Consider the following 14,528-nt stretch of genomic DNA (forward strand, 5'->3'; position numbering starts at 1 on the left):
GAACAGGGCCCTGTTCTCGGCCTCGAGCGGCCCATGGGTGATGGCGGCGACCGCCGGGTCACGAGCGAGTTCGACCAGGTCGCGTATCCCGTCGCGCAAACGGGACAGGTCCCGCTCGTCGGAGAGCATCCGGGAGTGAATCTGAGGCTGATCCGCCGGGTCGGCCGAGGTCAGCGTCAACACCCCGCGGGAGAACGCCTGATTCACCCAGACGCCGAACGCGCCTGCCAACGCGCGCATATCAGGATTGGCCATCGCAACGACATTCTGATTCTGCGACACGAACATCATGTCGCCGATGGGGGCGCCGGGCTCGCTGGTGTAGCGGACGCAGACATTGGTGTGTCGGTCGTCCGGGCTCTGGATCCCTGCCTCGTCGATCAGAGGAATCGACACCACCGCCATCGGATGGTCTTGCAGACCTCGCCCGACCGGAAGGTCCTGGCGCACCTCGATCCCCAACGAGCGCAGATGTCCGGACGGACCGATTCCGGATCGCATGAGAATCGCGGGAGAGTGGACCGCTCCGGCGCTGAGTACCACCTCGTCGGCGTGCTCGGTCACCACCGTGCCGTCGACGACGACCCGGACGCCGATCGCGCGGTCTCCGGAGAAGATCACCTGGTCGACCAGGGCATCGCCGCGGATCGTCAGGGTCGAGGACTCGCGAGCGGCCTCGAGGTAGGCGTCGTTGACCGACACGCGCCGGCCGGAGCGGGAGTTGATCGGGTACGGCGAGACACCCATGGCGTGGGGTGCATTGACGTCCGCGGCCCATGCATGACCGGCCGACAGGGCAGCCCTGCACAGCGCGGTATCAACGGATCCCCAGTTCTCCTGGGGCATGCGGTAAATCGGGGTCGGTCCACCTCGGCCGTGATAGGCCTCGTCGCCGTACTCCTCGTCGTCTTCGAGTTTGGCGAAGTACGGCAGGACGTCGTCGGGTCCCCAACCCACGCAACCCCAGCTGACCCAATCGTCGAAGTCCGCCATCGGGGGACGGATCGCGATCTGTCCATTGATCGATGAGCTGCCGCCGACCCCTCTACCTCGCCAGTAGGGCGCAGGCGCCTGCTTCTCGGTCCGTGCCGCATCGAGCCCCGTCCACACCAGATTTTCGGTCGCCGTCGGGTCGAGCAATGCCCTGATCGGGTTGGGTGACCGCCACGCTTGGTGCATCTGCGCCGAGCGATAGTCCGGTCCGGCTTCGAGGAGCAGGACCCGCTTGCCTTTCTCTGCGGAGCGGACCGCGAACGCGGCCCCCGCCGAACCCGCACCCACCACGATGACGTCCCAGCCTGTCTCGGTCACAAAAAACCTCCGTAACGAGTTGCGCGAATGAGGTCTCGGGAAGCACCCGGGTCCTGCCGAGTATGATTCTGTAGACAAAGAGTTCAGTCAATAGTGAATATTCATTTTTTTCTGACCGAATGGAGGTGGCGGTGTCCGTCGACGGCAGCGACAGCGGAGAGAAGGCTTCCCTCATCGAGGACTTCGGTGTGCATATCGGCGGTGCAATGGGCTGGCCCCCCATGGCGGGCCGAGCCGCGGGAGTCCTGATGCTCAGCGAGGCTCCGATGACGATGGCGCAACTGCAGGATGCGCTCGATGCGAGCAAGGGATCGGTATCCGAGACAACCCGGTTGCTCATCACCACCGGCACCGTGGAACGCTTCAAAGAGCCGGGAAGTCGCCAGTTCGTCTACCGATGGCGCGACGATGCCTGGATCGGATGCCTACAGCACCAACTCGAGCAGACCACCGAACTGCTGGCGCTGGCGGAGAGTGCCCAAACCCGCGGAAAGACCCTCCCACCCGAACAGCGCGCCCGCTTCGACGAAATGCATGCGTACTACAGCTTCATGGTCAGCCGACTCGAGTCGCTGCTTGCGGAGTACACGGCAGGGTTCAACGCTGCGCGACCATGAGCGAACAGGCAGGCATCACCGAGAGCAAGTCTACGAATCCGAGCCACCCCGGAGTAGTTCCAGCTCGAACCACAGTTCGGCGCGGGTAGCGGGCGAGTTCAGCGAGACGCCCAGAAGATTCTCGATTCGATCGAGGCGTCGCCTCAAAGTGTGTCGGTGAATTCCGAGGTCCTTTGCCGCGGGGTCGGTTTGACCGTTGTGAGTCAGCCATGAACGCAGGGTTCGACAGAGGCTTCCCTCCCGTCCCGCGCTTCCGGCGTCCTGCAATACCGAGAGATGGTTCTCCGCATAGGATCGCGCACGGTACCTGTCGAGATACGAGGCGAGGCCCTCACCGCCGAGTTGAGCGAAGTGCAGCGCCCCCTCGTTGCGTTGTGCGGCTTCGTCCGCAGCCTGCCGGCTCTCCCGGCGGGCGCGGACGAACTCGTCCCACCACGCGTTCTCCGAGATTCCCAGCCGGAGGTCGGAAACCGTGACGAGCCTCGAAACCGACTTTTCAACTGAGGCTTCGGAGACCACCACCAGCAGGTGGCCTTCGACCCGACCGAAGATGGCTGCCCCGCTCGGCCCGGTGTCGAGGACCGCGATCGCGCTGTTCAACGCACTCTGTGAACCCACAGCCGTGATCACCTTGACCGGTTCGGACGGAAACCCACCCCACAGATCCTGGGAAACCTCTCGGGTCGCGGCCATCTGGCCCGCGATCAGGAGCCGAAGGGCCGCGGCTCGAGCGCGGGCGAGTGCTCGCTGGGTCTCGTCGGTTCTGCGTACGAACAACGTCAGGAGGGAGGCTGCCACCGTCACGACCCCGTGGTCCAGCGATCCGACCACACCCTGACGTCCCGCAACGAGATACCCGAGCACTCTGCCATCCACCGCCGCCAGCGGATGAGAGATGATGTCCTCACCGCCCTCCGACGAGAACACGACTTCGCCCGGGCGTGCGATGCGTTGCGGTGCAGTGCGGTTCACTGCTCCACGCACAGTGCGGTGCGAGCCGTGCACGACGTGCCCTGCTGCGTCGAGCAGAGCGGCCCAGCCGCCGATGAGTTCCGCCGTGCGGCGCACGAGGGTCCTCGCACCGTCCGCGGCCAGCGTCGCGTGAATCAGCCGGCGCTGCTGTTGATGCGTGCGCTGCAACCGGGCGTGATCGTCGGACGAGAGGGCCTGCGATACAGCCTTTTCCAAGACAATGAACGGAACAGCGAGGGGCACTTCCAGCAACGGGAGCTGTTCGGCGCGGGCCGCCGCGACAAATGCGTCCGGGACGGTGTCGAAGCGCAGCCCGACGCCGAAACCCACCGCCGCGACACCTGCCGCAACCAGTCGCCGCACCCGCTCCTCTATGGCCTCGGCGTCGGCGGGTAGCGACACCCCAGTGGTGAGGAGAAGTTCACCCCCGCTGAGGAAGGCCGTGGGATCTTCCAGCTCGGAGACGTGCGCCCAGCTCAGCTCGCGTTCGACATGCTCCTCGCCGGCCCGAACGGTCAGGTTGAAGGCTTGGGTGTCGCAGAGTTGGCGGACTGTGATCGGCATGCACCCAGTGTGCCATTCTGGCGCATCAGTGAAACCGCTCTGCCCACTTCGGCCACTGTTGGTTGTCGGCCCTCGACGGAACACTTGCTGAAGACATCGACCGGAGATGCGTGAAAGCCGAACCCATTGGATCGGCCGTCATCGTCGGGTTCCTCAACGCCCATGGGAGCATTCATGACCGACTTCACCTATCGACTTGCCCAGAAGAGGCACCTCGCCACCACGCTTCCCGGGCCGCGTTCCGCCGAGATCGCAGCCCGGCGCAAGAGCTTCGTCGCTGCAGGCGTCGGTTCCTCGGTGCCCGTCTACGCGGTCGACGCGGACGGTGGAGTCATCGTCGACGCGGACGGTAACTCCCTGATCGATCTCGGCGCCGGAATCGCTGTGACCAGCGTCGGCGCATCGAACCCCGCCGTAGCGGCCGCGGTCGCGGAGCAGGCGCAACGCTTCACTCACACCTGCTTCATGGTGACCCCCTACGAGGGGTACGTGCGGGTCGCCGAGGAACTCGCCGCGCTGACCCCGGGAGACCATGAGAAGCGTTCGGTGCTGTTCAACTCCGGCGCGGAGGCTGTCGAGAACGCAATCAAGATCGCTCGACTTTCGACCGGCCGGACAGCAGTGGTCGCGTTCGACCACGCTTATCACGGCAGAACCAACCTCACGATGGCACTGACGGCGAAGTCGATGCCGTACAAGGCGCACTTCGGTCCGTTCGCACCCGAGGTGTACCGCATGCCCGCGTCGTACCCGTACCGCGACGAGTCCGGCCTCACGGGCGAGCAGGCCGCGGGCCGGGCGATCACGCAGATCGAGAAGCAGATCGGTGCCGACTCGGTGGCCGCGATCATCTACGAGCCCATCCAGGGTGAGGGTGGCTTCATCGTGCCTGCACCGGGATTCCTGCCCACCCTGGTCGCCTGGGCGAAGGAGAACGGCGTGCTCTTCATCGCCGACGAGGTGCAGACCGGCTTCGCGCGGACCGGCGCATGGTTCGCGAGCGAGCACGAAGGCGTGGTTCCCGACCTCATCACCCTGGCAAAGGGTATCGCGGGCGGCATGCCGCTGGCGGCGGTCACCGGCCGCGCCGACCTCATGGACTCGGTACACGCCGGAGGGCTCGGCGGAACCTATGGCGGAAACCCGGTGGCCTGCGCGGCCGCGCTCGCCACCATCGACACGATGCGGGAATGGGACCTACCGGCCCGCGCGCGCCAGATCGAGAATTCCGTCAAACCGCGCCTCGAGGCTTTCGCGAAAGAGGTCGGTGTCATCGGAGAGGTACGCGGGCGCGGCGCCATGCTGGCCATCGAGATCGTCCGGCCCGGCACCACCGAACCCGACCCGGAACTGACCAAAGCGGTTGCTGCCGAAGCCTTGTCACAGGGAGTCATCATCCTCACCTGCGGCACGTACGGGAACGTCATCCGCCTGCTGCCACCCCTGGTCATCGGCGACGACCTACTCGACGAGGCCCTCACCGTCCTCGAAGACGCGGTTCGCGCGCACGCGCATCGCTGATCCCACGCGCGGCCAACGATCACCTCGACACCTGAAGGAAAGACACATGACCGACACCCAGACCCTTCTGGCCTCACTTCCGACCGACCTGTGGATCGGTGGCGAGCAGGTGCCGGCCACCGGCGGCAAGACGTTCCCGGTCCGCAATCCCGCAACCGGCGAGGTACTCATCGAGGTGGCCGACGCGACCCCGGAGGACGGCGTACGGGCGCTCGACGCCGCCGCGCAGGCGCAGGCCCGATGGGCATCGACGCCGGCACGCGAGCGTTCCGAGATACTTCGCCGGGCCTGGGAATTGGTCATCCAGCGCCGGGACGACTTCGCGTTGCTGATGACGCTCGAGATGGGCAAGCCTCTCACCGAGAGCTACGGAGAGGTGACGTACGGCGGTGAATTCCTGCGCTGGTTCTCCGAGGAAGCAGTGCGGATCAACGGCCGCTACACGCAGTCACCGTCGGGCAACGGCCGGATTCTGGTCACGAAGGAACCGGTAGGCCCCACGCTGGCGATCACGCCGTGGAACTTTCCTCTTGCGATGGGCACCCGGAAGATCGCACCGGCATTCGCGGCCGGGTGCACGATGGTGGTGAAGCCCGCCGCCGAGACACCGCTGACGATGCTGCTGCTCGGCGAGGTCTTCCAGCAGGCAGGCCTGCCGGCGGGCGTGCTCTCGATCCTGCCGACCTCGAGTTCGTCCAAGCTCACCGCTCCGATGTTCGACGATCACCGACTTCGGAAGGTCACCTTCACCGGCTCCACCGGCGTGGGAAAGATCCTGCTGCAGCAGTCCGCCACGCGTGTGTTGCGGACGTCGATGGAATTGGGTGGCAACGCGCCGTTCGTCGTATTCGCCGATGCCGACGTCGACGAGGCAGTCGAGGGCGCGATGGCTGCGAAGATGCGTAACACCGGTGAGGCGTGCACAGCCGCCAACCGGATCCACGTCGACAACGCGGTACGAGCCGAGTTCATCGAGAAGCTGACCGCTCGTATGAAAGCACTGAAGGTAGGGCCCGGGGACCTCGACGGCACACAGGTGGGGCCGCTGATCACCGAGAAGCAGCGGTCGAGTGTCGCAGAGTTGGTGACGGACGCCGTGGACAAGGGCGCTGTCGTCACCACCGGCGGCTGCAACGCCGCCGGCGAGGGCTATTTCTACGAGCCGACGGTATTGGCTGACGTGCCGGCCGGCGCGCGGATTCTGAAGGAAGAGGTCTTCGGGCCGGTCGCAGCCGTCATCGGGTTCGACGGCGAGGACGAAGGCGTCGCCGCGGCCAACGACACCGAATTCGGTCTGGCTGCGTACATCTACACCGAAAACCTCGACCGTGCGCTGAGGGTGTCCAGCGCACTCGAGTCCGGGATGGTCGGCGTCAACCGGGGCATCATCTCCGATGTCGCGGCACCGTTCGGAGGGGTGAAGGAATCGGGGCTCGGCCGTGAGAGCGGTAGCGAAGGTATCGAGGAATACCTCGAGATCAAGTACATCGCGCTCCGCTAGCCGGGCAACCCACAACGTCACACGCACCGGCACTTCGATGATGAGGACACGACGATGACTCTCCAGACCGATACCACGGTCGACTATTCACCCACGGCGTCAGGACATCCACAGGTCACGTTCGAGCACACCGCCGCCGGCATGGCGGCGGTGGTGGGGTGGCCCGCGACGGAACCCCTGCTGGTCGATGTCTGCGCGATGTTCGAAAGCTTCGGTCTCCGCACCGCAGCGCATCGCCAGGTTTCCACCGACGATGCCGAGGGCACCGGATCGGTGCACGAGTTCGCCTTCGCGGGATCGTCGTTCTCCGACCCGGTGCTCAATCACATCGCGGCGGCGTTCGAGGCAGGTTCGGCCGGCCGGTGGAGAATCGATCAGTACGCCCGTCTCGTCGCGACAGCGGGGATCGACTGGCGCGAGGCCGTGCTCGTCCGCGCGATGTGCCGCTTTCTCCGGCAGACTCAACTCGGATTCTCCGAGACCTATCTCGTCGACTCGCTGGCGAGTAATCCCGATTTCGTCCGTGCCCTGGTCACGCTCTTCCGGGCACGGCTCGATCCCGCTCGGACCGGCGACCCCGAGAGGGCGAACGCCGCTCTGACCGACCTGGTCGACAGCGCGACCACCCTCGACGAGGACAGAATCCGACGAGCCCTCCAGGCGTTCGTCCTGGCCGTGGTACGCACCAACTGGTTCCAGCGCGACACGCGGGGACAACCGAAGCCCTACCTCTCCTTCAAGATTGATTCCGGGCGGTTGGCCACACGAGGGCGAGTAGTTCCCTTTCGTGAAATCTTCGTTCACTCCGACGAAGTGGAAGGGATCCACGTCCGAAGCGGCGCTGTGGCACGCGGTGGTCTGCGCTGGTCGAACCGTAGCGAGGATTTCCGGACCGAAGTGCTGGGTCTGATGAAGACCCAGTCGGTCAAGAACGCCCCTATCGTCCCGATGGGAGCCAAGGGGGCGTTCGTCGTTCGATCGGCCGACACCCCGGCGCGGACGGGATACGCGACCTTCATCCGCGGGCTCCTCGACATCACCGACAACATCGTCGACGGGGCCGTCGTCCATCCGGCCGACACTCTGTGCCTCGACGGCGAGGACGCGTACCTCGTCGTCGCCGCGGACAAGGGCACCGCCACCTTCTCGGATCTGGCGAACAGCATTGCGGCGGAGTATAACTTCTGGCTCGGTGACGCGTTCGCGTCGGGCGGCTCGGCGGGATACGACCACAAGGCCATGGGCATCACCGCGCGCGGAGCGTGGCCGTCCGTCGAAAGGCACTTCGCGGAGGCAGGCCACGATATCGACACCGACGAGTTCTCGGTCGTGGGCATCGGCGACATGTCCGGCGACGTGTTCGGCAACGGGATGCTGCTGTCGCGGAACATCAGGCTCGTCGGTGCGTTCGACCACCGGCACATCTTCCTCGATCCCGACCCCGATGCCGCCGCGTCGTACCGCGAACGCGAGCGCCTCTTCGGACTGCCGACGTCGTCCTGGACGGACTACGACCGCGAGAAGATCTCCACCGGTGGCGGCGTGTGGTCTCGGTCCGCGAAATCGATCACCCTGTCACCCCAGGTGCGGGCGCGCCTCGGCATCGAGGCCTCGTCGCTCGACCCCGACGAGCTGATCCAGGCGTTGCTACGCGCACCGGTCGACCTGCTCTGGAACGGCGGCATCGGCACCTACGTCAGGGCTGCGAGCGAGACCGACGTCGACGCACAGGATCCGGCCAACGATCGCGTACGAGTGTCGGCAGGGGAACTCCGGTGCGCGGTGATAGGCGAAGGCGGCAATCTCGGATTGACGCAGCAGGCCAGAATCGACTACGCGGGTGAAGGTGGGCGCATCAACGCAGACTTCATCGACAACGCGGCGGGAGTCGCCACCTCGGATTTCGAGGTGAACATCAAGATCGCGCTCGACGCAGCCGTGCGAGCGGGCACCCTCTCGCCGGAACGACGGTCGTCCCTGCTGGCGCAGGTCGCAGACGACGTCGCCTCGCGAGTACTCGACGACAGCGCGAGCCAGATCCTGGCCATCAGCCTCGCCTCCGCACAAGCCCGTCATCTCCTCGACAGGCACGTCCGGTTGATCGGCAACCTCGAAAAGGTCGGCGGAATCAATCCACGTACCGAGGGACTGCCCTCGCCCGCGGAATTGAAGCGCCGCGCGACCTCGGGTCACGGACTCACGCGACCGGAGATCGCGATTCTCCTTGCGCAGTCGAAGAATTTGGTCTCCCAGGAACTGCTCGCTTCCACCGTGCCGGACGACGAAGTATTCGCTGCGCGCCTCACCGACTATTTTCCGGACGCCATCACCGGGAACGTTGCCGCTCAGATCGCCGCCCATCCCTTACGACGGGAGATCATTGCGACGTCGATCGCCGACGAGCTGATCAACCGCGTGGGCCCGGGAGCCATCTTCTGGCTACAGGAGCGCTTCGGAATCACCACTTCGGAGGTCGCTTCGGCATACGCTGCCGTGAGCGCGATCTACGAGCTGGATGTGCTGTGGGAACGGGCACTCGAGGGTCCGGGCACCGGTATCGAACGACCGGAGTCACTACTCGACACCAGCTGGTTGATCGAACACGCCGTCTCGTGGTTGCTGCGCCGACGACGTGGAATCGTGGTACCGGAGAGGGAGATAGACCGGTTCGCCGATTCGGTCCGCAAGCTCGTCGAACTCCCCCGGGGCGAACGCCCGCTCGATGCAGATCTTCCCGGTGCGCTCCAGTTCGCGGACACCGCGGACTTACTGGGAATCTCGGTGGAGCGGGTAGCCGAGGTGCATCACGAACTCGGGCAGCGACTCGGCATCGGCTGGGTGGTCGACGCGTTGTCGGATCGCACGGGTTCCACCCACTGGGATGTGCTGGCCGCGGCGGCGGTGCACGACGACCTGTCCGACCTGCACCATGCGCTGACAGTCCGGGTGCTGCGTGACGACGGCACGGCGACGGGGAACGCAGTCGCTGCGTGGTGCGAGGCCCATTCGCGCGATCTGCATCGCTTCGAACTCGTCGTGGATGCGGTTCGCGGGGACGGCGAGGTCGACCTGGCGAAAACCTGCGCAGTCACCGCCGCGCTGCGCGCTCTCGACAACTGAACGAATTCGGCCGGCGGATCCGCGACACGCGGTTCCGCCGGCCGCTCTGCATCCCCACGATCCAGGAGCCGATCATGACGTCCTCTTGCCTGCCGGGCTCACCCTCCCGCCACATCCTCGATCGTCTTCGCGCAGTCGGCGTCGGCAGCGGCGACACCGTCCTCGTGCAGGTCGAGGACGAACGGGACCGCAGAATCGTCATGGATGCAGTCGGATTCGCGGACGCTGCCGTGGCAGTGCCTACGACACCGCTCGAGGACAGGGTCGTGGATCGCATCTGTACTGCGGTGAACGCGGATGTGATCCTCACCGACCGCCCTCTGGAGTGCTCACGTTTCATGGAGCAGATCGTGTTGGAACGGGTTGCGAAGCGTTGGCCTGGTTGCACGTCCCGATCACCTGGCATGCGATTCCGGGGTCCCCGGAGGACGCACCCGACGAACAATGGAAGTGGGAAAAGTGACATCGAGTAACACCATCGATACCTGGACGGACGAATCGGCGAGTGGTGGGCGAAGCCCGGAATTGCCCTACACCGCGGCACGATCCTGGTTCCTGATCTCCGGAGCGTCCGACCTGCCGCAGTCGATGGGGTCCGGCGCCGACGTCGATATCCTCGACCTGGAAGACGCCGTACCTCCCGCCGAGAAACTCGCTGCACGCGCCCAAGTCGTGAACGCGCTTCACCATCGGCGCGCGTGGGTCCGTATCAACGACGTCACGACCGAGTTCTGGAAGGACGACGTCGCGGCACTCCGTGATTCACCAGGTCTTCTCGGCGTCATGCTCGCGAAAACCGACTCGGCGAGCGATGTCGACAAGATCACCGAAGGACTTCGTGTCACCACACCGGTCATTGCCTTCATCGAGTCGGCCGCAGGTCTCGAGGCTGCAGGAACGATCGCCACCCACCCGCGGGTGGGTCGGCTGGCATTCGGAAGCGGAGACTTCCGCATGGACGTCGGAGCCGGTATCGACCGTAACGCACTGACGTACGCACGTTCTCGGCTGGTCGTGGTGAGTCGGGCGGCGGGTCTGCCCGCTCCGATCGACGGGCCGACCGTGCCCGATGATCAGATCCTCACCGTCGACGAAACGGAGTATGCGGCCGGTCTGGGTATGACCGGCCGCATGTGCTTACACGCGTCACATGCCGCCACGATCAACACGGCCCTCAGTCCGACCGGTAGGGAGATCTCGGACGCGAAAGAATTGATCACGCTGCTCGGACCCGATGGAGCCAACGCACGAAAGGGAAGCGATCTGCCTCGGCTCGCCAGGGCTCATCGAGTTCTCGACCGTGCGAGGACATTCGGACTGAATACCCTCGCACCTGAGATGCACTGAACCACTTCGTGCTTCGCCGAACATCGACGGCGCCAGGGGAAGGGCTCACCGAGCTGCCGATCTCGCTGACGGGCCGGCGGAACAGTCGGCCCGTCAGCGGATGCGTCACGGAGCGGGCCGTCTCGGGTACTCGCACACGATGAGGGCGAGTACCAGCTCGGCGCGCACGCACGCCGAGGTCAACGAGCACTCGAGAATGCGCTCGATTCGAGTCACTCGGGCGCGCAGAGTATGGCGGTGAATCCCCAGGACCGCTGCCGCGGATTCGATGTGCCCATTCGCTTCGAGGAGCGCCCGAAGGGTCGGCAGCAGGGCGGTACGGTTGACGCGGTCATAGTCGTCCACACGCCCGAGTGTCGATTCGCCCACCACTCGTAGTACCTCACGACACGGCGTCGACACCAAGAGCTCGCCGCCCGCGATCTCCCCGAAATCCAACACGGCGGTTCCGCCGGAGGCGGCGGCCGCAGCAACGTGTGCCTGCCGCGAGGCATTCGCCACCTCAGCGACAGGCTGCGCTGCGCTCAGCCCGACACGCAACTGGGAGCGAATCGCGGGAGGCAAGTCTGCGAGCAACTCTCTGCATCCTTCGACGTCAATGTCACCGCTCAGTAGCGCTGTGATCCGGGAGGCATTCTCGTAGAGGAAGAGTGGCCGCCCGGAACTCTCGATTTCGTGGGTGAGCACCGTCCTCACGAGCGCGAGGTCGGCTGCCGAAAGGCCACCGGCATGAACACCGAGAACGCGAACCGAACCATCGATACCTGCAGCTGCCGCGAAGTACACATGCGGCGCCACGGCGTCGGTGGGCATGGTTGGATGTCCGATGACCGATGCACCTACTTCCCGCTGATCGCCATCGGCATCCATCCCGGGTTCACTGCGGTGGTTCCTTCACGATCTGCTTGTCTTGTCGCCCATATAGAGCACGTCGGCGACAGGTTCGCCGGCCCGGAGACGGGCAAGGGTTTCGGGTTCGGCAGCGTCGGACGCGAGGGCCAGATCGACGATATCCGCCGCACCGTCCGGGGTCAGGACCAGGACACCGTTGTCGTCGGCGAGGACGATATCGCCAGGGCTGACGGAAACACCGCCGACCACGACCGGTACGTTGATCGCGCTGTTGTCGCCGTCATGCCTCTTGGTGGTGAGAACTGAAGTGCCGCGTGCAAATATCGGCAGCCCTCCCTCTCGCAGTTCGACGATATCGGTTACCACTCCGTCGACGACGATTCCGACCGCGCCGGCGGACAGCGCCGCACAGGAGGTGACAGCTCCGACCGAAGCGTGAACCGCGTCGCCTCCCATGTCGACGACCAGCACATCGCCGGGCGTCAGGGCACTCAGTGCGTGATTCATCGCGACCGCATCCGCATCCGCAATGCGCACCGTCAGTGCGCGGCCCACCACACGCACATTGGCGAGAAGCGAGCGGATGGCCGGATCCACAAACCCCTCTTCGAGGTAGTGCCCGATGGTCGGAAAGCTGACCCGGCGGAGTTTGGCCAGCAGCGCCGCCGAGGTGGGCAGTGTCTGCCGAGACGTGGACGATGGAACTCGAGACATCATATTCCTTCCGGGATCGAGTCTTCGGCGAGGACGGCGACGCACTCGATCTCCAAGGCGATGCCGAAAATATTGACGCACACGGTGGTACGGGCGGGCAGGTCGCTGCCGAAGAACTCCGAATAGACCGCGTTGTACGGCTCCAACTGCCCCGGGTCGGTGAGGTAGGTGTTCACTTTGACCACGTTCTGCAGGGAGGATCCCGCCTCACGCAATGTCGCCTCCAGATTGGCCAGAGTCTGACGCACCTTGTCGTCGAAGGCGTCAGGCTGATCGCTGAGGTTCGAGATGGCGGGGAGTTGACCCGAGGTGAACACGAACCCATTGGCCACCACTGCGTGAGAGAACGGTCCGACCGGACGCACATCGCCGGACACTACGCCTATGCGCCGCATCAGACCCGGACCCGCTGAGGATCCGCCTCCGGGAGAGAGTTCTCTGCCGGCGCTTCGTCGGCCGAGTCGAGGCTGTTCCGCAGCGTTTCCGTCAGCAGTAGCAGAGCAACGATTGAGACGGCCGCCGATCCGATCATGTACCAGGCCACGGAGGACCCTGAGCCCGTTGCACTCAGGAGCGCCGTCGTGATGGCGGGGGTTGCGGCACTCCCCAGCAGTCCGGAGAGCATGTACGCGATGGACAGGCCCGAGTACCGGACCCGGGGCCCGAACAGCTCGGCCAAGAATGTGGCGATGGGGCCGTAGTTGGCCGAGAAGGCGGTCATCATCATGATGTAGGCGAAGATCACCATCGGGACGGACTTCGTATCCATCATCCAGAACATGGGGAAGGCGACGAGAGCCTCCGCGACAATGCCGCCGATGATCACGGGTTTGCGCCCGATGCGGTCGGACAGTGCGCCGAACGCCGGAATCATGAACAGCCCTGTGGCGCAAGCAATCAGAACCGCCAGCAGCATGGTGTCGCTGGAGAATCCGAGCTGCTGTTTGCCGTAGGTGAGTCCGAAGGCCACCATGATGTTGAACGCGGTGCCCGTGGACAAGGTGGCAATACCGCCCAGCAGAACCTGCTTCCAGTACTTGCGCATGAGAACGACGAAGGGAATCTTGGCTTTCGCGCCGGCTTCCTTGACCGCTTGGAACGACGGTGTCTCTTCCAGAGTCAAGCGGATGTAGAGGCCGACGGCCACCAGGAGAGCGCTCGCCAGGAACGGAATACGCCAACCCCAGGTAAGAAGAAATTCCTCCGGCGAGTTCGCGGCGATGATCAGGAAGACCAGATTGGCGATCAATGTTCCGCCGGGAACCCCGACCTGGACCAATGAGCCGTAGAATCCACGTTTCGTCTTGGGAGAGTGTTCGACCACCATCAGAACCGCGCCGCCCCATTCGCCACCGAGCGCGAGGCCCTGAATGACGCGAAGAGTCAACAGCAGGATCGGGGCCATGATGCCGATCGCCGAGTAGGTGGGTAGCAGTCCGATCGCGAAGGTTGCCGCACCCATGGTGATCAGGGAGATCAGCAACATGGACTTGCGGCCCAACTTGTCACCGAAGTGGCCGAACAGCGCCGCGCCGACGATCCGGGCGACGTACGCGGCGGCAAACGTGCCGAAGGCCAACATGGTTCCGACGAGCGCGTCGAAGCTCGGGAAGAAGATCTTGTTGAAGACCAGGGCCGAGGCCGTGGCAAAGACAAAGAGGTCGTACCACTCGACGGTTGTGCCGATAACACTGGCCGTGGCGATCTTGCGCATCTTGCTCTTGATATCTTGCGACGCCGGGCCGCCGACTGCAGATTGAGCCATGGGTTCTCCAAAGAACGGCTGGGAAAGAGTGACGGGTAGCTGACCACTCCCGATGGCATCAACTATCCGCTGTGACAGGGGACACGTTCAATAGGGAAACACACACTGTTTACACCTTCCCGGTGGGCAGATTCCCACCTCCCGGTCCAGCTCGGTGCGGCCGCAGCACATTGAGCCTGCATTGCAGCAATGCGGTGATCCGGAGCCGTTCTCGTAGAGAACGACTGGCCGCCTGGCACCCTCG

11 protein-coding genes are annotated in these 14,528 nt (G+C 64.9%); 5 read left to right on the forward strand and 6 right to left on the reverse strand.

The annotated features are described in order from the left end of the window. Positions 1 to 1,311: GMC family oxidoreductase (locus AZG88_RS26325; protein WP_061699657.1), on the reverse strand; the 1,311-nt coding region annotated here is incomplete at its 3' end. 131 nt (positions 1,312 to 1,442) lie between these two features. Here AZG88_RS26325 and AZG88_RS26330 point away from each other — a divergent pair. Next, the gene (locus AZG88_RS26330; protein WP_082764822.1) at positions 1,443 to 1,928 is read left to right on the forward strand and encodes a GbsR/MarR family transcriptional regulator; all 486 of its coding nucleotides are present in this window, start codon (positions 1,443 to 1,445) and stop codon (positions 1,926 to 1,928) included. A gap of 30 nt (positions 1,929 to 1,958) precedes the next feature. Here AZG88_RS26330 and AZG88_RS26335 read toward each other — a convergent pair whose 3' ends face one another. Continuing rightward, positions 1,959 to 3,464: a PucR family transcriptional regulator gene (locus tag AZG88_RS26335; RefSeq protein WP_061044727.1), complete on the reverse strand. Its 1,506-nt coding sequence runs from the start codon at positions 3,462 to 3,464 to the stop codon at positions 1,959 to 1,961. Positions 3,465 to 3,638: 174 nt separating this feature from the next. On the opposite strand from AZG88_RS26335, the gene gabT reads away from it, so the two are divergent. The 4 genes from gabT (at position 3,639) to AZG88_RS26355 (ending at position 10,953) form a co-directional block, all read left to right on the forward strand. Continuing rightward, complete coding sequence (gene gabT, locus AZG88_RS26340) at positions 3,639 to 4,985, forward strand: 4-aminobutyrate--2-oxoglutarate transaminase (RefSeq protein ID WP_061044749.1); 1,347 nt, start codon at positions 3,639 to 3,641, stop codon at positions 4,983 to 4,985. A 46-nt stretch (positions 4,986 to 5,031) separates the two neighbouring features. Then, the gene (locus AZG88_RS26345) at positions 5,032 to 6,486 is read left to right on the forward strand and encodes an NAD-dependent succinate-semialdehyde dehydrogenase (protein WP_061044726.1); all 1,455 of its coding nucleotides are present in this window, start codon (positions 5,032 to 5,034) and stop codon (positions 6,484 to 6,486) included. 54 nt (positions 6,487 to 6,540) lie between these two features. After that, complete coding sequence (locus AZG88_RS26350) at positions 6,541 to 9,606, forward strand: NAD-glutamate dehydrogenase domain-containing protein (RefSeq protein ID WP_061699658.1); 3,066 nt, start codon at positions 6,541 to 6,543, stop codon at positions 9,604 to 9,606. Positions 9,607 to 10,065: 459 nt separating this feature from the next. Further along, positions 10,066 to 10,953, forward strand: coding sequence for an HpcH/HpaI aldolase/citrate lyase family protein (locus tag AZG88_RS26355; RefSeq protein ID WP_231914205.1), 888 nt, complete (start codon positions 10,066 to 10,068; stop codon positions 10,951 to 10,953). 105 nt (positions 10,954 to 11,058) lie between these two features. On the opposite strand, the gene AZG88_RS26360 is transcribed toward AZG88_RS26355, so the two are convergent. The 4 genes from AZG88_RS26360 to AZG88_RS26375 form a co-directional block, all read right to left on the reverse strand. Further along, positions 11,059 to 11,766 (reverse strand): PucR family transcriptional regulator, encoded by a 708-nt coding sequence (locus AZG88_RS26360; protein ID WP_197436313.1) that lies wholly within the window; start codon positions 11,764 to 11,766, stop codon positions 11,059 to 11,061. 81 nt (positions 11,767 to 11,847) lie between these two features. Continuing rightward, the gene (locus AZG88_RS26365; RefSeq protein WP_061044722.1) at positions 11,848 to 12,519 is read right to left on the reverse strand and encodes an RraA family protein; all 672 of its coding nucleotides are present in this window, start codon (positions 12,517 to 12,519) and stop codon (positions 11,848 to 11,850) included. Continuing rightward, on the reverse strand, positions 12,519 to 12,914 hold the full coding sequence (locus AZG88_RS26370; RefSeq protein WP_061044721.1) for a RidA family protein: 396 nt from the start codon (positions 12,912 to 12,914) through the stop codon (positions 12,519 to 12,521). The genes AZG88_RS26365 and AZG88_RS26370 overlap by 1 nt, the downstream gene beginning before the upstream one ends. Then, complete coding sequence (locus tag AZG88_RS26375) at positions 12,914 to 14,284, reverse strand: MFS transporter (protein ID WP_061699659.1); 1,371 nt, start codon at positions 14,282 to 14,284, stop codon at positions 12,914 to 12,916. Before AZG88_RS26375 ends, AZG88_RS26370 begins: the two co-directional genes overlap by 1 nt. Between the last annotated feature and the right edge of the window lie 244 nt (positions 14,285 to 14,528).

The organism is Rhodococcus sp. LB1 (assembly GCF_001583455.1).
Classification (GTDB): Bacteria; Actinomycetota; Actinomycetes; order Mycobacteriales; family Mycobacteriaceae; genus Rhodococcus_F; species Rhodococcus_F opacus.